The sequence below is a fragment of the Sanguibacter sp. Leaf3 genome, assembly GCF_001425965.1.
Classification (GTDB): Bacteria; Actinomycetota; Actinomycetes; order Actinomycetales; family Cellulomonadaceae; genus Sanguibacter; species Sanguibacter inulinus.
On sequence record NZ_LMRH01000001.1, the window covers coordinates 521,289 to 542,298 of the forward strand.

At 71.3% G+C, this 21,010-nt stretch carries 22 protein-coding genes; 9 read left to right on the plus strand and 13 right to left on the minus strand.

Features of this window, described 5'->3' with window-relative positions; genetic code table 11:
• Positions 1 to 164: 164 nt before the first annotated feature.
• The 7 genes from ASG53_RS02260 to ASG53_RS02290 all read right to left on the minus strand — a co-directional run bounded on the left by ASG53_RS02260 (position 165) and on the right by ASG53_RS02290 (position 4,823).
• Positions 165 to 1,013: a M15 family metallopeptidase gene (locus ASG53_RS02260; protein WP_056127901.1), complete on the minus strand. Its 849-nt coding sequence runs from the start codon at positions 1,011 to 1,013 to the stop codon at positions 165 to 167.
• Between the two features lie 112 nt (positions 1,014 to 1,125).
• Complete coding sequence (locus ASG53_RS02265; RefSeq protein WP_056127904.1) at positions 1,126 to 1,794, minus strand: M23 family metallopeptidase; 669 nt, start codon at positions 1,792 to 1,794, stop codon at positions 1,126 to 1,128.
• Positions 1,795 to 1,999: 205 nt separating this feature from the next.
• Positions 2,000 to 2,590, minus strand: a complete 591-nt coding sequence (locus ASG53_RS20055; RefSeq protein WP_056127907.1) for a peptidoglycan-binding domain-containing protein — start codon at positions 2,588 to 2,590, stop codon at positions 2,000 to 2,002.
• Between the two features lie 162 nt (positions 2,591 to 2,752).
• The gene (locus ASG53_RS02275; protein WP_056127909.1) at positions 2,753 to 3,409 is read right to left on the minus strand and encodes a M15 family metallopeptidase; all 657 of its coding nucleotides are present in this window, start codon (positions 3,407 to 3,409) and stop codon (positions 2,753 to 2,755) included.
• A 194-nt stretch (positions 3,410 to 3,603) separates the two neighbouring features.
• Positions 3,604 to 4,044 carry a hypothetical protein gene (locus ASG53_RS02280; protein WP_056127911.1) on the minus strand — a complete coding sequence of 147 codons (441 nt, stop codon included), beginning with the start codon at positions 4,042 to 4,044 and terminating at the stop codon, positions 3,604 to 3,606.
• 18 nt (positions 4,045 to 4,062) lie between these two features.
• Complete coding sequence (locus ASG53_RS02285; protein ID WP_056127915.1) at positions 4,063 to 4,434, minus strand: hypothetical protein; 372 nt, start codon at positions 4,432 to 4,434, stop codon at positions 4,063 to 4,065.
• On the minus strand, positions 4,431 to 4,823 hold the full coding sequence (locus tag ASG53_RS02290) for a WhiB family transcriptional regulator (RefSeq protein WP_056127918.1): 393 nt from the start codon (positions 4,821 to 4,823) through the stop codon (positions 4,431 to 4,433). Before ASG53_RS02290 ends, ASG53_RS02285 begins: the two co-directional genes overlap by 4 nt.
• Positions 4,824 to 5,033: 210 nt before the next feature.
• Between ASG53_RS02290 and ASG53_RS02295 the strand changes: the two genes are divergently transcribed.
• The 4 genes from ASG53_RS02295 (at position 5,034) to ASG53_RS02310 (ending at position 8,166) form a co-directional block, all read left to right on the plus strand.
• The gene (locus tag ASG53_RS02295) at positions 5,034 to 5,444 is read left to right on the plus strand and encodes a helix-turn-helix domain-containing protein (RefSeq protein ID WP_056127922.1); all 411 of its coding nucleotides are present in this window, start codon (positions 5,034 to 5,036) and stop codon (positions 5,442 to 5,444) included.
• A gap of 97 nt (positions 5,445 to 5,541) precedes the next feature.
• Complete coding sequence (locus ASG53_RS02300; protein WP_056127925.1) at positions 5,542 to 5,973, plus strand: ImmA/IrrE family metallo-endopeptidase; 432 nt, start codon at positions 5,542 to 5,544, stop codon at positions 5,971 to 5,973.
• 105 nt (positions 5,974 to 6,078) lie between these two features.
• Positions 6,079 to 6,333: a hypothetical protein gene (locus ASG53_RS02305; RefSeq protein WP_056127928.1), complete on the plus strand. Its 255-nt coding sequence runs from the start codon at positions 6,079 to 6,081 to the stop codon at positions 6,331 to 6,333.
• A gap of 153 nt (positions 6,334 to 6,486) precedes the next feature.
• Positions 6,487 to 8,166, plus strand: a complete 1,680-nt coding sequence (locus ASG53_RS02310) for an ABC transporter substrate-binding protein (protein ID WP_056130515.1) — start codon at positions 6,487 to 6,489, stop codon at positions 8,164 to 8,166.
• A gap of 200 nt (positions 8,167 to 8,366) precedes the next feature.
• Here ASG53_RS02310 and ASG53_RS02315 read toward each other — a convergent pair whose 3' ends face one another.
• Entirely contained in the window at positions 8,367 to 9,512 is a 1,146-nt protein-coding gene (locus ASG53_RS02315; RefSeq protein WP_056127930.1) for an MFS transporter, read from the minus strand.
• A gap of 290 nt (positions 9,513 to 9,802) precedes the next feature.
• Between ASG53_RS02315 and ASG53_RS20240 the strand changes: the two genes are divergently transcribed.
• Together ASG53_RS20240 and ASG53_RS02325 are read left to right on the plus strand one after the other, a co-directional pair.
• A complete protein-coding gene (locus tag ASG53_RS20240; RefSeq protein ID WP_327286182.1) occupies positions 9,803 to 10,501 on the plus strand; it encodes an RNA polymerase sigma factor in 699 nt (232 codons plus the stop codon).
• Positions 10,501 to 11,937 carry a hypothetical protein gene (locus ASG53_RS02325; protein WP_056127933.1) on the plus strand — a complete coding sequence of 479 codons (1,437 nt, stop codon included), beginning with the start codon at positions 10,501 to 10,503 and terminating at the stop codon, positions 11,935 to 11,937. The genes ASG53_RS20240 and ASG53_RS02325 overlap by 1 nt, the downstream gene beginning before the upstream one ends.
• A 185-nt stretch (positions 11,938 to 12,122) precedes the next feature.
• On the opposite strand, the gene ASG53_RS02330 is transcribed toward ASG53_RS02325, so the two are convergent.
• On the minus strand, positions 12,123 to 12,644 hold the full coding sequence (locus ASG53_RS02330) for a DUF3806 domain-containing protein (RefSeq protein WP_056127937.1): 522 nt from the start codon (positions 12,642 to 12,644) through the stop codon (positions 12,123 to 12,125).
• Positions 12,645 to 12,651: 7 nt separating this feature from the next.
• Entirely contained in the window at positions 12,652 to 13,317 is a 666-nt protein-coding gene (locus ASG53_RS02335) for a Pr6Pr family membrane protein (RefSeq protein WP_056127941.1), read from the minus strand.
• Positions 13,318 to 13,483: 166 nt separating this feature from the next.
• Here ASG53_RS02335 and ASG53_RS02340 point away from each other — a divergent pair, with 166 nt between their 5' ends.
• Complete coding sequence (locus ASG53_RS02340; RefSeq protein ID WP_056127944.1) at positions 13,484 to 13,924, plus strand: OsmC family peroxiredoxin; 441 nt, start codon at positions 13,484 to 13,486, stop codon at positions 13,922 to 13,924.
• Positions 13,925 to 13,989: 65 nt separating this feature from the next.
• Here the strand turns inward: ASG53_RS02340 and ASG53_RS02345 are convergent, their stop codons facing one another.
• Positions 13,990 to 14,640 carry a TetR/AcrR family transcriptional regulator gene (locus ASG53_RS02345; RefSeq protein ID WP_056127947.1) on the minus strand — a complete coding sequence of 217 codons (651 nt, stop codon included), beginning with the start codon at positions 14,638 to 14,640 and terminating at the stop codon, positions 13,990 to 13,992.
• Positions 14,641 to 14,722: 82 nt separating this feature from the next.
• On the opposite strand from ASG53_RS02345, the gene ASG53_RS02350 reads away from it, so the two are divergent.
• The gene (locus ASG53_RS02350; protein ID WP_056127950.1) at positions 14,723 to 15,397 is read left to right on the plus strand and encodes a hypothetical protein; all 675 of its coding nucleotides are present in this window, start codon (positions 14,723 to 14,725) and stop codon (positions 15,395 to 15,397) included.
• Positions 15,394 to 17,481, plus strand: coding sequence for a YhgE/Pip domain-containing protein (locus ASG53_RS02355; protein ID WP_056127953.1), 2,088 nt, complete (start codon positions 15,394 to 15,396; stop codon positions 17,479 to 17,481). Before ASG53_RS02350 ends, ASG53_RS02355 begins: the two co-directional genes overlap by 4 nt.
• Before the next feature lie 54 nt (positions 17,482 to 17,535).
• Here ASG53_RS02355 and ASG53_RS02360 read toward each other — a convergent pair whose 3' ends face one another.
• Entirely contained in the window at positions 17,536 to 20,121 is a 2,586-nt protein-coding gene (locus ASG53_RS02360) for an ABC transporter permease (protein ID WP_056127956.1), read from the minus strand.
• Positions 20,121 to 20,915 (minus strand): ABC transporter ATP-binding protein, encoded by a 795-nt coding sequence (locus ASG53_RS02365; protein WP_056130519.1) that lies wholly within the window; start codon positions 20,913 to 20,915, stop codon positions 20,121 to 20,123. Before ASG53_RS02365 ends, ASG53_RS02360 begins: the two co-directional genes overlap by 1 nt.
• Positions 20,916 to 21,010: the final 95 nt, after the last annotated feature.

Sequence of the window (21,010 nt, forward strand, 5' to 3'; positions counted from 1 at the left end):
CAGACCTCAGACCTCAGACCTCAGACCTCCGCCGCCATGGCCTGGCCGGTCGAGCCCTGGACGTGCCTGCGGTTACTTGCCGCCCTTGTCGGGCCCGAAGATGTGGGTCCGTCGTGCGGCGACGCGGTTGGCGATCCGGTCGACGGCTGCGGCGGTGGCGTCCTTCATGCGCGGCTCGACGGTGGACCGGATGTCCTCGAACTGCTGCGCGCTGAGCCTGTCGGCGGTGAGCTCGCCGACCTCGAAGACGTCGCCCTTGTTGAGTCGGCCGTCGCCCGAGCCGTCGATGATTCGGCGGGGTTGCTGGGGCTGGGGTTGGGGCTACGGAGACCGGGGCTGAGGCCGCCCCTGCCGCTGCACCCGGGACCGTCAGGTCCTACCAGGACTCCGTCTCGGCCGAGCAGGTCCTCCTCAAGATGCTCCTCGAACTGCTGCGCGCTGAGCCTGTCGGCGGTGAGCTCGCCGACCTCGAAGACGTCGCCCTTGTTGAGTCGGCCGTCGCCCGAGCCGTCGATGATTCGCAGATAGATCATGTCGTCCTCCTGTGCTGGTGTGCTGCCCGGGGGAGTTCCTCCGGTCAGTCGTGCTGCGACGGCCGCCACGGTGGCGGCGCCGGTGGTGATCTCGAAGTGCATCTCGTCCTTGCGGCCCGAGTAGTCGCCGCCCCAGCGCACTGCCGGGGAGACGTCGGCCAGGATGCGCCGGATCGCGGCGACCTGAGCTCCTGTGAAGGTCCCGCTCGCCCCGAGAGGGTGTCGCGGAGCGTTGAGGTCGATCGCAGTCCCCGAGGCGTGGTTGGAGAGATCGGAGCTGCCCTCGATGGCGCGGTACGCCCACCCCCACGAGGACGAGACGGTGATGCCCTCGACCTCGGCGTTGAAACGACGCGCTACGTGCTCGAGGACTGTGAAGACCGGGCCCGAGAGGACCCTGCCCGTCACCCACGGGAACGGCGCGAGCCGGGTGTCCGTCCCGGCCCCGATGGCCGGCCACCCGTTCTGAGATACAGCCATGGGCTGCCTCCTTCTGTCGTCTGGGCACCTGACGCACGGTCAGGGGCCGAGAGGTGCTGCCGACCGGTCGGCCGGCACCTTCCGACGGAGCAGGGCGCTCCGTCGCGTGCGGCTACTTGCCGCCCTTGTCGGGCCCGAAGATGTGGGTCCGTCGTGCGGCGACGCGGTTGGCGATGCGGTCCACGGCTGCGGCGGTGGCGTCCTTCATGCGCGGCTCGACGGTGGACCGGATGTCCTCGAACTGCTGCGCGCTGAGCCTGTCGGCGGTGAGCTCGCCGACCTCGAAGACGTCGCCCTTGTTGAGTCGGCCGTCGCCCGAGCCGTCGATGATTCGCAGATAGATCATGTCGTCCTCCTGTGCTGGTGTGGTGGGTGCGCCGGTACCGAGGGTGATCCCCCGGGCGGCCATGAACGGCTGTGGGTCCTGCGGGGTGCCGTTCACGTGCGTCTCGAAGTGCAGGTGGTTGCCCGTGGCGGTGCCGGTCTTGCCGACGGTGCCGATCTGCTGTCCCTGCGCGACGACCTGCCCGCGTGAGACCCGGACTGTCGAGTGGTGCAGGTACTTGGTGAGGATCCCTCCGGCGTGCTGGATCCAGACCTCGTTGCCCCCGGTGGGGGTGGCCTGCGAGAACGTGACGGTTCCTGTGGCGGCTGCGTAGACCGGTGTGCCGGACGGTGCGCCGATGTCTGTGCCGAGATGCATCGACGAGGCGCCGCCTGCCGGCGGGGTACGAGGGCCGAACCGCGAGGTGATCGGCCCTGTGCACGGGTTGCTCCACATGGTGTGCTCCTTTCGTGGTGGGGTGATGGTCCGGAGCTCGGGTCTGCCGGGCTCCGGATGGTGCAGATGGTGATCGCTGGGTGTGCCCCAGCCGGTCCGACGGGCCCGTCTGGGGCTGCCCGTGGCGACCGGGGTCGAGGACCTGGAGGAATCTACGAGCTCCGCTCGTCGTGCCCGAGACCCTGCTCGGTCCGACCTCGACGCCTCAGGGGAGGCCGAGCCGGGCGCGCGTCAGAGGCCCCGCGACACCGTCCGGGACGAGGCCTGACCTGCGTTGGAACTCCGTCACTGCCGCTCGGGTCGCCGGTCCGTCGAGGCCGTCGACGACGAGCCGTGAGTACGCGGGGTAGTCCCGGTTGAGCCGAGCCTGGACCGACCGCAGCACGGGGTCTGCTGTGGTCCCAGGTCGCGCTGCACCGGCCGCAGCAGTGCCCCGCGGCGGTGTGCGCCGCACCAGCCCTCGCCCGAGGTTCGACCACTCGCCGACGTCGACGTGCAGGTGGTTCTGGTGGGTGCGCGCCGACCCCACCACGCCGTCGCGGGAGAAGGTGACCGCGAGGCCGACGCGCTCCGCCTCCCCGAGGGCGACGAGCAGCCGAGCGCGTTCGGTCCAGCCGTTCGAGCCGTGGTTGAGGTCTGCGGCGAGCCCGTCGCCATGCCACGAGCCAGGCCTGTGGACGCCGGGTGTCACGCCTCCGTAGTGCGGGTGCTCCCGGACGGAGTAGCCGGCGCGAGCCGCCCAGGCGAGGAAGTCGAGCAGGACGGGGGTGGGGGTGAGCTGTCTGGACAGTGCCACGGGGGTCTCCTCGGAGGGGCTGATGGTCGTCGCGCGATCCCGGCGTGACGACGAGGCCTCGCCCCGGGGCCAGAGGCGATCCCGGGGCGAGGGGTCGAGGTGACGACGCGTGCCGACCCGGTCTGCCGTGCGGTGGCCGGGCCGGCCTGCGCTCGCGGGGCGTCAGGCGCGCGAGTCCTGCATGAGGTTGAGCAGCGACTGCTCGAGGATCCAGACCTCGGGCACCCCCGCTGCCATGAGGTTGGTGCGCTCCTCGGCCGAGCGGAGCTCGACCCAGCCCCCGTTGTGGGCGTAGATGCCGTGGACCAGCGGGGCGTAGCGTCCTCCAGAGCGGTAGATCATCTTCTTGCCTTCCCTTCGTCGTGTGGTGGTGCGGGTGGGTACGAGGCGTGCCGCGACCGTGTCGACGGTCGCCCTCGTGGTGTTGATCTCGAAGTGCATCTCGTCCTTGCGGCCCGAGTAGTCGCCGCCCCAGCGGACGGCCGGGGAGACCTCCCGGAGGATGTCTCGGATGACGGCTACCTGTGCTGCCGTGAACGTCCCGCTCGCTCCGAGCGGGTGGCGCGGGGCGTTGAGGTCGATCGCGGTGCCCGAGGCATGGTTCGAGATGTCGGTGCTGCCGGAGATCGGCCTGTAGGCCCATCCCCACGAGCTGGCGACGGTGACGCTCTCGACCTCGGCGTGGAACCGTCGTGCGACGTGGCTGAGCACTGTGCAGACGGAGCCGGCGAGGATCCTGCCGGTCACCCACGGGGTGAGGCTGAGCCGCGGGTCGCTGCCCGACTCGATCGCCGGCCAGCCGTTCTGCGAGACGGCCATGGTGTACCTCCTTCTTGGTGTCGGTCTGTCGTTGATCTGGACTGCTTCTGCTCGACTGCTGTCGAACATGTGTTCGAGACTATGAGGTCCGTCGGCCTCGCCCTAGACCCTGTGTCGGGCCCTGAGCCCGGGCTGGCCTCGAGCGCGGAGAGGCCCTCGTCCAGTCGTGCGACTTGATCACGGCAGATCAAGGATCAGGACTTGATGGTCGCCGTGCGAGGTGCAGACGCATCAGGGTCAGGTCTGCTCCGGCTGCGGGACGCGTGCCGAGCGCTGCTGGTCGCGGTGTCGTCGTACGAGGGCTGCCGAGGCGAGCCCAGCGCGAGCCGGACGACCCACCTCGGGGCGCGCGCCTCGAGGTGTCGCCAGGCGGCGTGCCACCCCGCGACGGCCGCCACGGTGACGAGGAGCGTCGTCGACTCGTCCCCGAGTGCCGCGCCGAGAGGGGTGGCTGCCCAGGCGGGGAGGTGCGGCTCGACGGCGGCCAGCCCGGCCGTGACCGACGCGCCCCAGATCGCCGGGACTGTCGTGCGCAACCACGAGGTCACGAGGTCGTGGCCGCCCACGGGGTCGGTCTCCTCCGGGGGGTCGGGCGGCGGGTCTGTGACTTCGAAGGTCTCGTGCTCTGTGCTCATGCGGTCCTCCAGACCGTGTCAGTCGCCGAGGTCGGCGGGGAGCGGGGGTGGTGGCGGTGCGTCGGGGGCGCTGTGCCGCGCGATGTGCGCATAGAGCGCGTTGATGAGGCGCAGCGCGCGCCAGTGGCGGTCGCGCACCTCGCGGACCTCGGCCTCGAGCTCGCCGATCCGCGCGGCGTGCCTGTCGACCTGCTGCTGGAGCGGCTCGAGCAACGAGCGGGTCTGGGCCTCGACGAGAGAAGACCAGTGCGCGTCGCCGGCGGCGTCGTCGTCGCGCAGGGCCGTGCGTCGGGCGATCGCGTGGTCGTGGGCGACCCGGAGCAGCGCGGCCAGCCCGCCGGCCCCGACGGTGCCGACGACGAGGCTCACGGCCGTCGGCACCCAGCTCATCGGACCGGTGCCGGTGCCGGCGAAGCCCGCAGCTCGTCGACGAGTGCTGCGCGCGAGGGGCCGCGGAGGTCCCGGCGTTCCTTGGGGGTCATGCCCCCGCGGACCAGCCACGGACCGTAGGCGGTGTCTTCTTCGTCCTCGAGGGCGTCGAGCAGGCAGGCGCGGCGGACCGGGCAGGCTGCGCAGATCGCCGTCGCGCGGGCCGCGACGTGGCGGTTGACGGGGTCGAACAGCGCCGGGTCTGCACCGTAGCAGGCGGCGTCGCTGACCCAGTCCAGCTCGAGACGCCGGAGCGTGGCTCGGGGGGCTGTCTCGGGAGGGGTGGTCTCGGGAGGGGTGGCGCGTGCTGTCGGGATGGTCTCGGGTCGGGTGAGGGTGAGTGTGTCCATGAGCGTCCTTCGATCGGTCAGGTCGTCCTCCGGCGTCGTTCGTCGGTGTCGGGTGCCATCGATGGTTACACCATGTTCCGACAAGTTCAACGCGCTACTTCGTCGCCACCCGCGAAGCAGTTCCGTTAAGACCTTCATCTCCGGTCATGATCCTGCGTCTTTGGTGTAGGGTGCCCTGAAGACGACGGACCGACGCGAAAGGGAGCCCTCATGCCTCTCGACCACGACGACAGGGCCCGCGAGGCCGTGGCCACCGAGCTGCGGCGACGCGGGGTGACACCCCGCCAGCTGGCGATCCAGGGCGGTCTCTCCGTCGACACCGTCAACGACTTCCTCAACGGCGTCCGCTGGCCGCGCAGCGGCAGCCTCGGCAAGATCGAGGCCTTCCTCGGCTGGCCGCCCGGTCGCCTGGACAGGCTCGGCGCGGGCGAGGACCTGAGCGGCGACGTCGACGCTCCGGGCGAGCCTGCGGACTCGCCTGCCTCGGGTGTCCTGCTCGACATCGACCCGGAGGTCTTCTCCGACCTCGACCCGAGCGAGCGTGCCGAGGCCGTGGCGGCCGCAAAGCTCACGTACCTCGAGCGGGCCCGGGAGATCCGCCGCTCCCGAGGTGCCCTCTGAGGTGCCGCTCAGGGCTGGCCGGCGGGGTCCGTGTCAGCGGTCGGGCGCAGGATGGTCTGTCCCGGCGTCAGCCGGTCGCGAGGCAGAGGGGGTCTGCATGAGCTACAGCCCGTGGAAGGACGCCGAGGTGCGTCATCCGCACCTGGACATCGAGCGGTGCGACATCGCACCGGCGCGCGGCGTCTGGGTGCGCAGCGAGAACATGATCCTCATCGACGAGAACCTGGACCGCCCGTGGCGCCGGGCGACGCTGGCGCACGAGCTCGCGCACGTCGACCTCGGGCACGTCTCGCTCGTCGAGGGGTACTTCGCGCGGCGGGTCGAGCGTGAGGCCGACATGCTCGCGGCGCGCCGGCTGCTGGGAAACGTCGACGTCATCGCCGACGCCGTGGCCGCCTACCCGGGGGACACGGCCGCCGTGGCCGACCAGCTCGACGTGCCCGTCGAGGTCTTGGTCCGCAGGGTCGAGAAGATGCACCCTCGGGACCGCGCGAAGATCGAGGCCCGCGTCTTGCGCAGCGCGGGCTGACCTCCCGCGGCCGCGGGTAGCCTCGACGAGGTCGTCGGCGCTCGACGACCCGGCGCGGCACCGACTCACAGGCGCCCGCTGCGGTGCACCGACCCAGGAGGACAGATGGCCCCCACGCTCCGTTCGATCGAGGCGAAGATCTCAGACGGCGAGCCCGTCGGTCCTGAGGAGGTGCGGTGGCTCGCGGAGTCGCTCCGCGCGCTCGTGGGCCCCGACCCGGACCCAGACGACGAGCCCACGCCCGAAGAGCTCGCCGCCGAGTTCGGCCTCGGCTCGTCACCCTCGCCCGACATGCTCGAGTACCTCCGAGAGTTCGTGCGAGACCGCCGGGCGCAGGAGGCCGCAGACGCCTCAGAGTGAGGCTCGTGTGTCCGGGAGGTCACCGCATGTTTCGATCATGTAGCGAAGTTACTAACTCGGGAGAATCTCTGAAGGTTCTTTGCTAGATTGCATCCAGAGCCTCCGCAGGGAGGCGGCGACGCGTCCGCGTCGCCCTGGACGAGAGGACCGATGATGTTTCTATCCACGGGGCGCAACCGAGCTCTGGCCGCGGTGGCGCTGGCCTCGAGCATGACGCTGGTGGTCGCCGGGTGCTCCAGCAGCGGCGCCGGAGCAGGTGGCGGCGAGGGCGAAGACCGCGTGCTCAACGTCTTCGCCGGGAGCCAGACGCCGATCACCGCCAACTTCAACCCGTACTCGCCGACAGCGCTGCACGCGTCGTCAGGGGCGATCTACGAGACGCTGTACTACTACAACAAGGGTGCCGCCGGAGACCCGACACCGTTGCTCGGAGAGTCCTTCGCCTTCGACGACACGGGCTCCGAGCTCACGGTCACCCTGAAGTCGGGAGTCACCTGGAGCGACGGCGAGCCCTTCACGGCCGACGACGTCGTCTTCACCTTCGAGCAGCCCTTCGCCTCGCAGGAGTGGATCACCTCGGTCGAGGCCGTCGACGAGACCACCGTGAAGTTCGTCTTCGACGGCCCGCAGTACACCAACGAGTTCACGGTCCTCGGGTCGACCTACATCGTCCCCGAGCACATCTGGTCGACGATCGAGGACACCACGGCCTTCGCCGACGCCGAGCCTGTGGGCACCGGACCGTACATCGTCGACAACGTCTCGACCTCGGCCTACACGATCGTCGCGAACCCCGAGTACCGCGAAGAGGGCAAGCCCGCGGTCAAGAAGGTCCGCTACCTCGGCATCGACAGCAACCAGTCGGCCGAAGACCTCATCCGCACGGGGAAGATCGACTGGGTCAGCATGTTCTCGCCCGAGCCCGAGTCGATCACGGCCGACGGCCGCATGGGGTACCTGCCGCTCTACAGCACCGCGACGGTCATCTACACCTGCGCGAACGCCGAGATGGGGTGCGAGGGACCCCAGACGGACGTCGCCGTCCGCCAGGCGATCGACGCAGCCCTGGACAGGTCGTCCATCAACGAGAAGGCCTTCGCCGGCGTCGGCGGGGCGGCGTCCCCGACCTTCGCCCTGCCAGGACGTGACGACCAGTGGGTGGCGCCGGGCATGCCGTCCCAGAGCCCGCAGCAGAGGGACGTCGAGGCCGCCCAGGCCATCCTCGACGAGGCCGGCTACGCCCCCGACGCCGACGGCGTCTACGCCAAGGACGGTCAGCGGGTCGAGATGACCCTCGTCTCGGTCGACGGCTGGAACGACTACAACTCCGCGGCCAAGCTCATCGCCGAGCAGGTCTCGGCGGCAGGCATCCAGGTCACGGCGACGACGGTCTCGCAGAGCGAGTTTGCCGACGCCCGCCAGAGCGGTGAGTTCCAGCTGATCATCGGCGGGGTGAGCGGCACGTCGGTCGCCGACCCGTTCCAGATCTACCACGACTGGTTCACCACGGGGACGACGGCTCCGGTGGGCGAAGAGGTCCCGCTCGGCGCCTGGAACTTCTCGCGGTACTCCGACCCCGAGGTCGACGCGGCTGTCGAGGCCGCCTCGGTGACCGACGACGCGGCGACCAAGCTCGAGGCCTACGGCGTCATCCAGGAGAAGATCGTCGAAGACCTGCCGTACATCCCGCTGATCCTCTCCGCGTCGCAGACCTTCTACGACACCGAGCACTTCACGGGGTGGCCGACCGAGGACGACCTCTACGCCTTCCCGGCACCGTTCACCCCGACGGCCGCCGGTCTGATCCTGTCCACCCTGGAACCTGTGGACTAGGGCTGCCGGCCGGCGCGCCGCCGCGCGCCACCAGCAGACGACGAGAGAGGCCGGGCGCCGCGAACGCCCGGCCTCTCTCGTCGTCCCGTGGGGGTGGGGTGCCAGGGGGACCGCAGCCGGCGGACCGCAGACGGCGGTGCGTCAGCTGCCCAGACCCTCACGAGCCGTCTGACCGCGCGACGGCGCCGGAGGCATGGCGACTACGCGGTCTCGCGGCGTGCGCCCGTCGCGAGGAGCCCGCTGACAGTCATGATCGTCAGCGCCCCGAGGACGACGAACAGCGGGACCGTCCATCCGTCTGTGGCTGTGTGCAGCGCGCCGATCGCGTACGGCCCGGCGGCAGCGGCGCTGTACCCGAGGCCCTGGATCATCGCCGACATGCGCCGGGCCTCGCTCTGCGACCGCGACCGCTGGACCACGAGCGTGAAGATCACCGTGAAGTTGCCACCCTGGGACATCCCGGCGAGCGCGGCCCACAGCGGCCACAGCTCAGGGGCCACGAGCAGGCCGACGGGGAGCGAGAGCCAGAGCACGCTCATGCAGGCGAAGACCGCGCGCAGCGGCATCCGGCGCGACATGAGCAGCGGGACCCCGACACCCCCGACGATGCCGAAGAACTGGAAGATCGACGCGGCGCCACCCGCGCCGGAGTCGCTCATGCCCTGGGTGTCCGTGAGGATCTTGGGCAACCAGGTGGTCACGGCGTAGTAGGAGAAGGCCTGGCCCACGAAGGTGAGCGTCAGGCACCACGCGATGCCGCGCCGCCAGACGGGCCCGAGCTCGGCGTCGGAGGTCCCGTGCGCGGGCACCAGGACGACAGGCACCTTCTCGCGGCCGGCCGTCGCACGCTGCCACAGGACCGCCGCGACGATCATCACCAGGCCCCACGCGACGAGAGCCCAGCGCCACCCGAAGGACGCGGCCAACGGCGCTGTGACGAGCGTGGTGACGACCGAGCCGAGGTTGAGCGCCCCTGTGTACAGACCTGTCACGGCCCCGGCGGACTGCGAGAAGTCCCGGGCGATGAGGACGGGGACCGCGACGTTGCCGATCGTGATCGCGGCACCGATGATCACTGTGCCCACGACCGCCAGCTCGAAACCGCCGGCCGAGCGCACGCAGGTCCCGACGAACACCGCGAAGAGCGAGAGGGTGATGGCGCGCTCGATCCCGACCCGCCCGATGAGCATCGAGGCGAAGGGGGCGACGAGGGCGAAGCAGAGGACCGGGATGCCGGTGAGGATCCCGACGGTCTCCGGCGTGACACCGAGTCCGTCGGCGACCGTCGTGACGATCGGCGCGAGGGAGATGAAGGGGGCCCGCAGGTTGAGGGCGTAGACCAGCATCGCCAGGAGGAGCAGCCCGCTCGTCCCGTAGATGCGTGCGCGTTTCGAGATGTTTGCTCCTGATGTCGTCGTGATGATCGATGACAGGTTACGCTCCCCGGCCAGCGCCGATCCTCGCGTGCCCACGGTCCTACCGGGCGAGGACCTGGATGCGCCCTCCGCCAGACCGTGACCATACCGAGACCTGACCTCGCGCAAGATCGCGCAGGCTGATGACACAGTCCAGTCACGGCATCGAGCATGCCGACGATGCCTGGCAGGCCGCCAGGCAGAGACGTCCGGAGGACCGTGTGACGCCCGAGACCCGCCCAGACCGCGACGAGGCCTGGTTCGACGCGCTGTTCCGCGAGCACGCGCGCAGCGTCTACAGGTACGTCGCGCGCCGTGCCGCGCACGACGACGCCGACGATCTCACGGCCGACGTGCTGACAGTCGCGTGGCGTCGCCGGGACGAGGTCCCCGAGGGGCACGAGCTCGCCTGGCTCTACAGGACCGCGGCCTTCACCGTCGCCAACCACCACCGCCGCTCGCGCCCCGTGCTCGTCGAGGTGCTCCCCGAAGACCCCGACCAGACGTCGCCCGAGCTCCTCGTCGTCGCGGACCTCGAGGTGCGGGCAGCGCTCGCCACGCTCTCGGACCGCGACCGCGAGATCTTGCTGCTCACGGCCTGGGACGGCGTGGACGGCGACGCGCTCGCCGAGGTCCTCGGCGTCTCGCGCGGTGGTGCCGACGCGGCGCTGTCCAGGGCCCGCAGCCGGCTCCGGGCTGCCTGGGAGGCGCAGGAGGAAGGGGCTGAGGCGGGGACGGAGCGGTCCGGTCCCACGTCCGTCGGCAGGCCACCGGCTGACGGTCGCGCTGACGGAGCGACCGACCCGCCGGCTCCGGAGCCTCCGCAGCTTCCGCGGGGTACGGCGCGCAAGGACGACGACGCTGACGACACAGACAGGGTGACGGGCCGACAGGGTGGCCCAGCCCCCAGGAGGACATGATGGACACCACCGACCGCACCCCCCAGCAGCACGGCGACGAGCCCGACGAGGCCTACGACAGCCTCCGTGCGGCCGATCCCGCAGCGTCCGCCGAGCCCGACCTCTCCGCGATCCGGGCCGCCGTGAGCCGCAAGGTCGCTTCCTCGACAGGCGACGAGCCCGCAGGCGCGCGTGACGGCGACGGCACTCCCGAGGAGCCCCTCGGTGCCGTGCCCGGCCAGGACGGGGTCGCCGACCTCGCCGCGGCCCGCGCGCGCCGTCGGCCCTCGCGCTGGCTCCAGGTCGCAGCCGCCGCTGTCGGCGTGGTCGCCGTGGGGACCGCCGGATACGCCTTCGGCGCCCAGGGCGCAGACCCGGAGCCGACGGCGGGTGGCGTCGGGAGCGAGGCTGCCGACGCACCGGCTCTCCCCGTACCGGCTGGGACTGCCGCGGGCGACCAGCAGCAGGGTCTCGGCGCACCGTCGACCGAGGAGAGCTCTGCCTCGCAGGCCGACAGGTCGATGATCGCGCCCTTCGGTGGGATGCGCACCCTCTTCACGGCTGTCGGCCTCGGCGACGAGCCGGGCACGGCCACCGCCTACGGCTACGACTCGTCAGCAGCCTTCACCTCGGAGAAGGCCTCGGCGATCGCCTCCCTCGTCGGTCTCGAGGGCACCCCCGAGCTCGTCTACGGGGCGTGGCACCTCGGGTCGACCGACTGGACGGGCCCGACCCTCGACGTGCAGCCCGACGCCGCGACGAGCTTCTACTACAGCGACCCGACGAAGGACCCGTGGGTCGAGGGCTCGACGGCCGTCGCGGTCGACGGCGCGACCGCCACCGCGCAGCTCGCCGACATGATGACGACCCTCGGCGTCGACCCGGCCGCGTACACGCTGACCGTCGAAGACACCGGCACGCAGAACGTCACGACTGTCACCGCCTACCCTGTCGCCGGCCCCGGGGCGACCGGCCAGACGTGGCAGCTCAGCGTCTCGAGCGAGGGGATCTACAGCCTGAGCGGGACCCTCGCGCCCCTCGTCGACCTCGGCAGCTACGACGTCGTCGGCCCCACGACCGCCGTGGCCCGGCTCACCGACCCCCGCTTCGGCGCGACCCCGGACTTCTCGATCCTCGCGGACCAGCCCTTCGCCAGGGCCGACGTCCAGACGCCCGAGATGGTCGACCCCGGCGTCGGGGTCGACCCGGCCGAGGTGCCCTCCGACGACCCGGCCGCCGTCCCGACGGTCCCGCCGACCCTGACCCCGGGGACCAGCTTCTCGTGGCCTGTCGCCGAGGTGGCGATCACCGGGGCCGAGCTCACGACCACCACGGTCTACGCGGCCGACGGGTCCGTCGCCCTCGTGCCGGCGTACAGGCTCACGGGAGACGACGGCAGCGGCTGGACGGTCGTGGCCGTCACCGAGGAGCACCTGGACTTCGCGGCCCAGCGCTGACGCGCTGAGACGCGGGCGGGGCCTCGGCGCCCCGGCACCACCAGCAGGGGGCTGCGGGTGGCACCGCAGCCGACCGACGAGAGGGCCGGACGGGTTGTCCGGCCCTCTCGGCCGTCGTCAGGGCATCGTCCGGTCGGTCGTGTGCTCGGGCGGTCAGCCGTCTAGCGGCTCAGCGGTCCAGCCGCTCAGCGGCTCTGGGACGCCAGGGTGCGCAGCGCGCCACGCTGGAGCTGAGCGCCGGCCGACTGGACGAAGGCGGGCATCCACCCGAGCTCGGCCGTGAGCCACCGGCGGGCGACGGCGTCGACAGGGAAGAAGGTCCGGCGGAAGAGGTCGTTGCGCACGGCGACTGTCGTGCGCGGCTCGTCGGCCACCACCTGCCAGCGGCTGGTGCCGCACTGCTTGACGAGGACGTCGCCGAGGGCCACACCGAGCGCGCCGACCAGATAGTCGGGGTCCCAACGGTCCGACTCGGGGGCCCTGTGCCACGCCCGGCAGTACGCGTCGAACAGGGACGAGAGGTACCCGACAGACCTCAGGTCGGCACCGGGGCCCCGCAGGTGCTGGCGGAGCTCTTCCATCCACACGAGCTCGACCACGCTCGGCTCGCGCAGCACGACGGCGCCGTCCTCGGGGCCTGGGGCCGCGGGCGTCGGGTCGGCCTGCGGGGACGACGTGCGTCCGTGCGATCGCAGCAGTGGCTTCATGCCCTCCCTATCGGCCGGAGGTCACCTGTTCTTGACGATTTCCGGGCGAGTCTGCGCCGCCTTTCATCCGCTGGTCGAGCCAGCCCACCCCGGCGGCGAGGACCAGGAAGACGACGGCGACCACGAGCGTGCTCAGCAGCGCCGAGGCGTAGCCGTTCTCCGCGGCGTCGAGGAAGGGGTACGGGTACCAGCCCACGATCTCTCCGCGCACGAAGGTGTACGCGATCCAGGCCAGCGGCGCGACGAGCGACCACCCGATGGTGCTCCGGTCGATCCGCGGGCGCGGCCCGAAGAGCACCCAGCCGACGACGACGGCCAGAGGGGAGAGCACGTGCAGCAGCAGGTTCGACACCGCGCCGGCGGCCGAGAGCTCGACGAGCCCTCGCAGGACGGCGTTGTAGACGATGCCCGTCACGGCGATGCACAGGATCGCGTCGAGGCGGGCGACGCGGAACAGCCGCCCGTCGCGGTCGGGTCGGACCGCGAGCAGGACCGCGACGACGCACACGAGGACGTTCGACAAGATCGTGAAATAGCTGAAGAGCCTCACGAGGCGCTCGAGCATCGACCCTGCCTCGCCGGGACCGTCGAGGAGGGCGACGACCACCTCCATGACGACACCCGTCCCGGCGAGGAGGGCTGTCGCTGCGTGCCACGTGCGCTGGACGACCACTGCGGCTCCCGGGGGTGAGGCGTCTCGCGCGCCTGTCGGAGCGCGTCGCCAGTCTAGGCAGGTGGTCCCGGGGCGGCGAGATGTGCGTGCGCTCGAGCCCTGGGGCTCCGACCTGGTCAGGGGTACGGTAGGGGGACAAACCGTACCCGACGTGAAAGAGGTCCTCATGCCTACTCGCACCGCACGCACAGCATGGAACGGCACGCTCGAGGAGGGCGCTGGCCAGGTCGAGCTCAGCAGCTCGAAGGCAGGGACCTTCGACGTGTCGTTCCCCAAGCGCGCAGCTGACGAGGCGGGTGGCACGACCAGCCCCGAAGAGCTCATCGCCGCGGCGCACTCCTCCTGCTACGCGATGCAGCTCTCCGCGCTCATCGGCGAGGCCGGCGGCACGCCGGACTCCCTCGACGTGAGCGCCGACGTCTCGCTCGCCCCCGACCCGGCCGGCGGCTTCCAGATCACGAAGATCGTGCTCACGGTCCGCGGCGAGGTCTCCGGGATCGACGAGGCCACCTTCCTCAAGGCGACCGAGGACGCGAAGGCCACCTGCCCGGTGTCCAAGGCCCTCACCGGCACGACGATCACGCTGGACGCCTCGCTCGAGAAGTAGCAGGGCAGCAGGAGAAGACCATGACGCACAGGACCGCCGGGCACGAGCCCGGCGGTCCTGCTGCGTCACCGGGGGAGGGGCCCCGTGAGGTCTCCCAGGACGGCCGAGAGCGTCCGGACGAGGAGGTCGCGCAGCTCGTGCTGGGTCAGCGGGCTGCCGGCCAGCCAGGCGGCTGTCGTGTTCTCGGCGAGGGCGACCCACCCGCGCGACAGGAGGGCGAGCGCGTCGGGGCCGAGCCGCTGGTCCCCTCCGGAGGCGTCCGGGGTGGGCGAGGTGCTCGACGCGTGGACCGCCGTCGACCGGCGTGCGAGTCGCTCGACGAGGAGCGAGCGGGCGTCGGCCAGGATCTCCTGGGTCTGGGGGTCGTCGTGGAGCGCACCACGCCAGATGTCCGTCCACAGCTCGCGGCGTGCGGTCACCGTGGTGATGAAGGCGTCGAGGACCACGACGGGCCGCTCGGGGGAGACGGGCCCCTCGGTCGCGGCGAGGGCCGCGAGCAGGTCGTCGACAGCCGCGGAGACGACCGCGCGCTGCAGCCCGACCACCGAGCCGAAGTAGTGGAACACCAGCGCCTTGGACGCCCCGGCGGCCGTCGCGACGGCCTGCGTGCTGAGGCTGCCGATCCCGTCGGCGGCGGCGAGCCGCTCGGCCACGACGAGCAGCTCGCGTCGGCGGTCGGCGGGCTCGAGTCGGGTCCGGGGTGTGTCGCGGCTCATGGCTCTTGTCTACCAACAGTGTTGACCTCAGGTCAACAGCGTCGTAGATTCTTTGTTGACCACTAGTCAGTACGAGGGGCACATGACGACTCACGACCACCCAGAAGCCATCTCGCTGCGCGCAGTGCGCGTCGAGGGACGGCGCGACACCATGCTCGACCCGGTCACCCTCCGGCTCGAGCGGGGCTCGCGCCTGCTCGTCGTCGCCGAGCCCGGCCACGGGCACACGGCCCTCGCGCTCGTCGCGACGGGCCGCATGGTGCCCGACGAGGGAGACGTGCTCCTCGACGGGCGGCCCGACGCCGAGACCCTGCGCAAGGTCTCAGCCGTGGTCGACGCCCCCACCATCACCGAGCCTGACGACGCCCTGACCGTGGCCGGGACCGTCGCCGAGGGGCTCGCCCTCGCCGGTCGACCGTCCAGCCGTCGGGCCGTCAACCACTGGCTCACCGAGCACGACCTCGCCGAGCGCCGCTCGCTGCGGGTCGACCAGCTCGACCCCGTCACCCGCGTCCAGACGCTGCTGGCGCTGGGCGCCGCAGACCCGGCCGTGCGGTATCTCGTCCTCACGCTCCCCGACCGCCACGGCGGCAACCCCAAGGACTGGTGGCGGATGGCCGGCGGGTACGCCGAGTCCGGTTACGGCGTGATGGTCCAGTGCACCCCCGCCTCGGCCCACGTCCTCGAGGCCGGACGGCACATCGAACGGCCCGTCGAGGGCACCGACAACCACGACGCGATGGAGGTCCTGCGATGAAGGCCGTCCGGATCAGCCTCTCCGAGCTCCGCCGCATCAGCGCCGGCACGCTCCCCAAGCTCGCGATCGCCGCCTTCGCGATCATCCCCACCCTGTACGCAGGGCTCTACCTCTTCGTGAACTCCGACCCCTACTCGCGTCTGGACCAGGTCCCGGCGGCCCTCGTCGTCGAGGACACCGGGGAGTTCGGGCAGAAGGTCGCGGACAACCTCCTCGACGACGGCGGCTTCGGCTGGGTCGAGACCTCACGGGCCGAGGCGCAGGTCGGGGTCCGCTCCGGCGAGTACGACGCCGCGCTCGTGATCGGCCCGACCTTCAGCGACGACCTCGCCTCGTCAGGGGAGTTCGCGCCGCAGCAGGCGAGCATCACGCTCGTCACCAACGACGCCAACAACTATCTGGCGCGCACGATCGCGGACCAGATCGTCGGGAAGGTGCGCGACTCGATCGCCTCCGAGGTCGGCACCGAGGCGGCAGCGCAGTTCCTCGCGGGCTTCTCCGACATCCGCACGAGCCTGGAAGACGCCGTGAGCGGCGCGACCGAGCTCACCGACGGGACGGCGCAGCTCGTCACAGGCTCGGACCAGCTCGTCACGGGCTCGGCGGACCTCGCGACGGGGGCGTCGACGGCAGCCACGGGTGCCTCCGACCTCGCGACAGGTGCGAGCACCCTCAAGACCGGCGCCGCCACCCTCGCGACAGGCGCGAGCACCCTCAAGACCGGGATCGACGACCTCGACACGGGCCTGGGGACCCTCAAGACCGCCACGACAGACCTGCCCACCCAGGCCCAGGCTCTCGCCGACGGCGCGAAGAAGGTCGCCGACGGCAACGCGACGATCGCCGGCTACGGCGACGCTGCAGCCACTGGCGCGCAGGCTCTCGTCGACGACCTCGACACCATCCGGACCGGGATCGCCGACGACCTGCGTGCGCAGGGCCTCACCGAGGAGGAGATCACCACGGTCCTCACGGCCCTCGACACCGCGCGCCAGCCCATCACCGACGCCTCGACGGCGCTCGGCGAGGTCTCGACCTCCCTCGACACGCTGTCCTCAGGTGCCACGCAGGTGAGCGACGGGGCTGCAGCGCTCGCGCTCTCCGCACCGACCCTCGCCCAGGGGATCGCCGACGCCGCCACGGGGGCCGACAGCCTCGCGACAGGCGCCTCGACCCTCGCGACAGGTGCCTCCGACCTCTCGACGGGCGCCTCGGAGCTCTCGACAGGTGCCGACTCGCTCAAGACCGGGACCGCGACCCTCTCCGAGGGTGCCAGCACCCTCGCGACGGGTGTCTCGACCCTCCACGACGGGATCGTCGCGGCCGACTCCGGAGCTGTCCAGCTGCGCGACGGCCTCACCTCCGGCATGGGCGAGGTGCCCGACGTCGACGCCCAGACGCAGGACGACACCGCCCAGACCATCGGCAACCCTGTGGTCGTGCAGAACGAGTCGCTCACCAGCGCGGGCACCTACGGCGCCGGTCTCGCACCGTTCTTCCTCTCGCTCGCCTCGTGGATCGGCGCCTACGTGCTGTTCCTGCTGGTCAAGCCGCTGTCCAGGCGTGCGCTCGCCGCCGGGCGGTCCATCTGGTCGTCGGTCGCCACAGCCCTCGGCGGCTGGCTGACCCCGGCAGCCATCGGTGTCGCGCAGGCCGCGCTGATGTTCACGGTGACCAAGTTCGCCCTCGACATCCAGCCCGCCTACCCGTGGTTCACGGCGCTGTTCCTCGTGCTCGTCTCGGCGACCTTCGTCGCGATCCTCCAGGCCCTCAACGCCTGGTTGGGTGCGGCAGGGCAGTTCCTCGGTCTGGTCCTCATGCTGACCCAGCTGGTGACCGCGGGCGGCACCTTCCCGTGGCAGACGATCCCGGAGCCGCTGCGCTCGCTGCACCAGTTCTTGCCGATGAGCTACGGCGTCGACGGTCTGCGGCACCTGCTCTACGGAGGCTCGCTGACGAACGTCGGGACCGACGCGGCCGTGCTCGCGCTGTTCCTCGTGGGGTCGCTCGCGGTGACCACGCTCGCTGCTCGCAAGCAGCGGCTGTGGACCGTGCGGACGCTCCAGCCCGAGCTGGTGCTCTGACAGAGCGGCAGGACGGTACGGCGGACGAGTTCGTCCGCCGTACGGCAGCGCTGGTCAGTCGACCGTGACGGCCTCGAGCACAGGCAGCCGTGCCGCGCGGATCGCCGGCCACGCCGCCGCGAGCACACCGACGACGACCGAGATGCCCAGCATCACCGCGAGACCACCCCACGGGACGACAAGCTCGGTCAGCCCGGAGCTCTGGAACACCGTCGGCATCCCCGCGGCGAGCCCGACGCCCACGGCCAGCCCGAGGACTGTGCCGAAGACCGCCGTGAGGACCGACTCGATGGTGATCGTCGCGGCGAGCTGCGCCCGGCCGAGGCCCACGGCCCGCATGAGGCCGATCTCGCGGGTCCTCTCGATGACCGACAGGGCCAGGGTGTTGACGATGCCCAAGATCGCGATGACGATCGACAGCCCGAGCAGCGCGTAGAGGATCGTCAGCACCTGGTCCACCTGCGCCGCGAGGGACGACACGAACTCGTCGTTGTCCATGACCGAGACGATCATGTACGGCTTCGCGGCAGCGGTCACGGCTGCGTCGAGGTCGGCCTGGGAGACGCCGTCTGCTGCCTGCAGCAGGACCATCGTGGCCATGTCTGCAGGACTCGAGGCCAGCTGGTCGAAGATCGAGTCCGCGACCAGGAGCGGGGTGCCCAGGGCCGGGGAGTCGAAGACCGAGCCGATGGTCACCTCGACCTCGCCGACCTGGGTCGACAGGGTGAGGCTGTCTCCGAGTGCCCAGCCGTTGGACGTCATGGCTGACTTCAGCACGCTGACCTGGCCGTCAGCGAGGGTGTCGAGATCGCCCTCGACAGCCTCGGTCGCCCAGCTGCGGTCGAAGACGCCAGGGTCTGCGCCGAGGGCGTAGAGGCTGACGGGGTCACCCCCGGAGGTGTCCGTCACGAAGTACTGGTCGAGCAGCATCGCGTCTGCGGCACCGACCTCGGGCAGCGCGTCGATGTCGGAGACGACCCCGGCCGGCAGGGTGCCCGTCGCCGACTGGACGATGAGGTCGGCTCGCGACTCGTTCTCCACGATGCTGCTGACCGACGACTGCGCTGACGCGGCGAGGACAGAGGCGGCCCCGACGAGCGACATGCCGATCATCAGTGCGCTGGCCGTGCTCGCAGTCCGGCGAGGGTTGCGGGTCACGTTGCCGGACGCGAGCTTCCCGAGAGGCTTGACGAGCCAGACGAAGGGCAGCGCCATGACGCGCAGGACAGGCTTCGCGATGGCCGGCGCGAGCAGCAGCACGCCCACGACGACGGCGGCTGCGCCGATGCCGAGGATGCTCCCGGTGCTCGCCGTGTCGTCCCGGGCGGCGGTGACGACAGCCGCGATGACGGCGCTCGCCCCTGCACCGGCGACGACCAGCCCGGCGATGGTGCGGACCCGCAGCGAGGCGCTCTGGGCCGGGGAGTCGTCCCGCATCGCCTCGACAGGCGCGACGAGCGCCGCACGCCGGGCGGGCACAGCCGCCGAGAGGATGCTCACGACGATCCCGAGCACGAGCGAGATGACGACCATCGAGGTCGAGACCGGCACGCTGCCCGCGAGCTCCATGCCCATCGAGGCGAAGAGCGCCTTGAGCGCGAGGACCAGCCCGAGACCACCGGCGACCCCGAGGGCGCCGCCGATCGCCCCGACGACAGCCGCCTGGACGAGGATCGACACGAAGACCTGGAGCGGTGACGCCCCGACAGCCCGCAGCAGCGCGAACTCCCGCTGACGCTGACGGACCGTCATCGCGAAGGTGTTGGAGATGATGAACCCGCCGACGAACAGCGAGATCCCTGCGAAGACCAGCAAGAAGGTCTCGACGAAGCCGAGCATGGTCGAGATCTCGTCGCGGGCCTCCTCGCGGGCCGTCTCGCCGGTGACGACCTCGACGGGCGCCGCGTCGGTGGCACCGGCCGCCGGCTGGACTGCCGCGTCGACGCGCTCCGCGAGTGCCGTGTCGTCGACGCTGCCGTCGCCGAGGACCGAGATGGTCGAGACCATTCCGTCGGGCGAGAACGCCGCGGCAGCCGTGGCCTCGTCGAAGAACACGATGGTCGCACCGGCCATCGAGGTACCCATGTCGACGATGCCCGTGAGCGTCGCCTCCGTGAGCTGCCCGCCGACGACGAGCGTCGTGGTGTCACCGACTGCCAGGCCCGTCGTCTCGAGCGCACCGGCCTCGAGCATGAACTCCCCAGGCCCGCTGGGGGCGGTTCCCTCGGAGATCGGCGTCGCCGGGTCGTCGGCGTACCAGGCGAGCCCGAAGGTGGGCGCGCCCGTCGTCGGCGGCACCGTGCCGTCGGCCCCGACGAGCACGAGCGGACCGGTGAGGTCCGCGAAGGCGTGGGCGACGCCGTCGACCTGCGCCACGGTGGTCACGAGGTCGGCGGGGATCGTGTTGCGGACGGCCCCGGCGCTCGCGTTCTCCTGGACGAGGGTCGACACGTCGTCGGCCCCGCGCAGGTAGACGTCGGAGGAGGTGCCGGCGTCGACGATCCCGTCGAAGGTGTCGGACAGCATCTCGCGCAGCGAGAAGGTGCCTGCCACGAAAGAGACGCCGAGGACGACGGCGAGGATGGACAGCCCGAGGCGGACGAGGTGCGCCTGGACGTTGCGCAGCGCGACGCGGAGCATCAGCCCGTCACCTTCTGGCGCGTGAGGGACGCGAGCACGTCGAGGACGGTCTCGGGGGTCGGCTCGGAGAGCTCGGCGACGATCTGCCCGTCCGCGAGGAACAGCACCCTGTGCGCGTTGCTGGCCGCGACGGGGTCGTGCGTGACCATGACGACAGACTGGCCCAGGGTGTCGACGGAGGTCCGCAAGAACGAGAGCACCTCACGCGAGGACGTCGAGTCGAGGTTGCCTGTCGGCTCGTCGGCGAAGACGACCGACGGCTTGGACACGAGAGCCCGGGCGCAGGCGACACGCTGCTGCTGCCCGCCGGAGAGCTCGGCCGGGCGGTGCTTGAGCCTGTCGCCGAGACCCACGGCCTCGACCACCTCCGCGAGGTACGCGCGGTCGACAGGCACCCGGGCGATGTCGAGGGGGAGCGTGATGTTCTCCTCGGCGGTGAGCGTGGGCACGAGGTTGAAGGACTGGAAGATGAACCCGAGATGGGTGCGGCGCAGACGTGTGAGCTGACGCTGGTTCATCGACGACACCGTGAGGTCGTCGACGACCACGGTCCCCGACGTCGGGGTGTCCAGACCCGCCATGCAGTGCATGAGTGTCGACTTGCCCGACCCGGACGGGCCCATGATCGCGGTGAACTGCCCGCGGGCGAAGTCGACGTCGACCCCGGCGAGAGCCCTGACGACGGTCGAGCCCTTGCCGTAGGTCTTGGTGAGACCACGGGCCGTCGCGATGGCCGCTGAGCGGCTGCCGGGTCCCGGGGACGTGGGGGCTGTGCTGGCGGGGGAGGGCGACATGACCGTGCTCTTCTCTGCTGGGTCGGGTGGCACGCGGGGTGCGCCCGCGTCTGAGACCATCCTGGCGGTGGCCGACCGCTGCGGGAATAGGGGAG

Coding starts and splice junctions, on each gene's coding strand:
- ASG53_RS02285 (WP_056127915.1), bottom strand. CDS start 4,434: ATGAGCTGGGTGCCGACGGCCGTGAGCCTCGTCGTCGGCACCGTCGGG.
- ASG53_RS02305 (WP_056127928.1), top strand. CDS start 6,079: ATGGCCCCCACGCTCCGTTCGATCGAGGCGAAGATCTCAGACGGCGAG.
- ASG53_RS02315 (WP_056127930.1), bottom strand. CDS start 9,512: ATGCTGGTCTACGCCCTCAACCTGCGGGCCCCCTTCATCTCCCTCGCG.
- ASG53_RS02350 (WP_056127950.1), top strand. CDS start 14,723: ATGACGACTCACGACCACCCAGAAGCCATCTCGCTGCGCGCAGTGCGC.
- ASG53_RS02325 (WP_056127933.1), top strand. CDS start 10,501: ATGGACACCACCGACCGCACCCCCCAGCAGCACGGCGACGAGCCCGAC.
- ASG53_RS02275 (WP_056127909.1), bottom strand. CDS start 3,409: ATGGCCGTCTCGCAGAACGGCTGGCCGGCGATCGAGTCGGGCAGCGAC.
- ASG53_RS02355 (WP_056127953.1), top strand. CDS start 15,394: ATGAAGGCCGTCCGGATCAGCCTCTCCGAGCTCCGCCGCATCAGCGCC.
- ASG53_RS02265 (WP_056127904.1), bottom strand. CDS start 1,794: ATGTGGAGCAACCCGTGCACAGGGCCGATCACCTCGCGGTTCGGCCCT.
- ASG53_RS02295 (WP_056127922.1), top strand. CDS start 5,034: ATGCCTCTCGACCACGACGACAGGGCCCGCGAGGCCGTGGCCACCGAG.
- ASG53_RS02310 (WP_056130515.1), top strand. CDS start 6,487: ATGTTTCTATCCACGGGGCGCAACCGAGCTCTGGCCGCGGTGGCGCTG.
- ASG53_RS02300 (WP_056127925.1), top strand. CDS start 5,542: ATGAGCTACAGCCCGTGGAAGGACGCCGAGGTGCGTCATCCGCACCTG.
- ASG53_RS02340 (WP_056127944.1), top strand. CDS start 13,484: ATGCCTACTCGCACCGCACGCACAGCATGGAACGGCACGCTCGAGGAG.
- ASG53_RS02280 (WP_056127911.1), bottom strand. CDS start 4,044: ATGAGCACAGAGCACGAGACCTTCGAAGTCACAGACCCGCCGCCCGAC.
- ASG53_RS02330 (WP_056127937.1), bottom strand. CDS start 12,644: ATGAAGCCACTGCTGCGATCGCACGGACGCACGTCGTCCCCGCAGGCC.
- ASG53_RS02345 (WP_056127947.1), bottom strand. CDS start 14,640: ATGAGCCGCGACACACCCCGGACCCGACTCGAGCCCGCCGACCGCCGA.
- ASG53_RS02365 (WP_056130519.1), bottom strand. CDS start 20,915: ATGTCGCCCTCCCCCGCCAGCACAGCCCCCACGTCCCCGGGACCCGGC.
- ASG53_RS02360 (WP_056127956.1), bottom strand. CDS start 20,121: ATGCTCCGCGTCGCGCTGCGCAACGTCCAGGCGCACCTCGTCCGCCTC.
- ASG53_RS02260 (WP_056127901.1), bottom strand. CDS start 1,013: ATGGCTGTATCTCAGAACGGGTGGCCGGCCATCGGGGCCGGGACGGAC.
- ASG53_RS02290 (WP_056127918.1), bottom strand. CDS start 4,823: ATGGACACACTCACCCTCACCCGACCCGAGACCATCCCGACAGCACGC.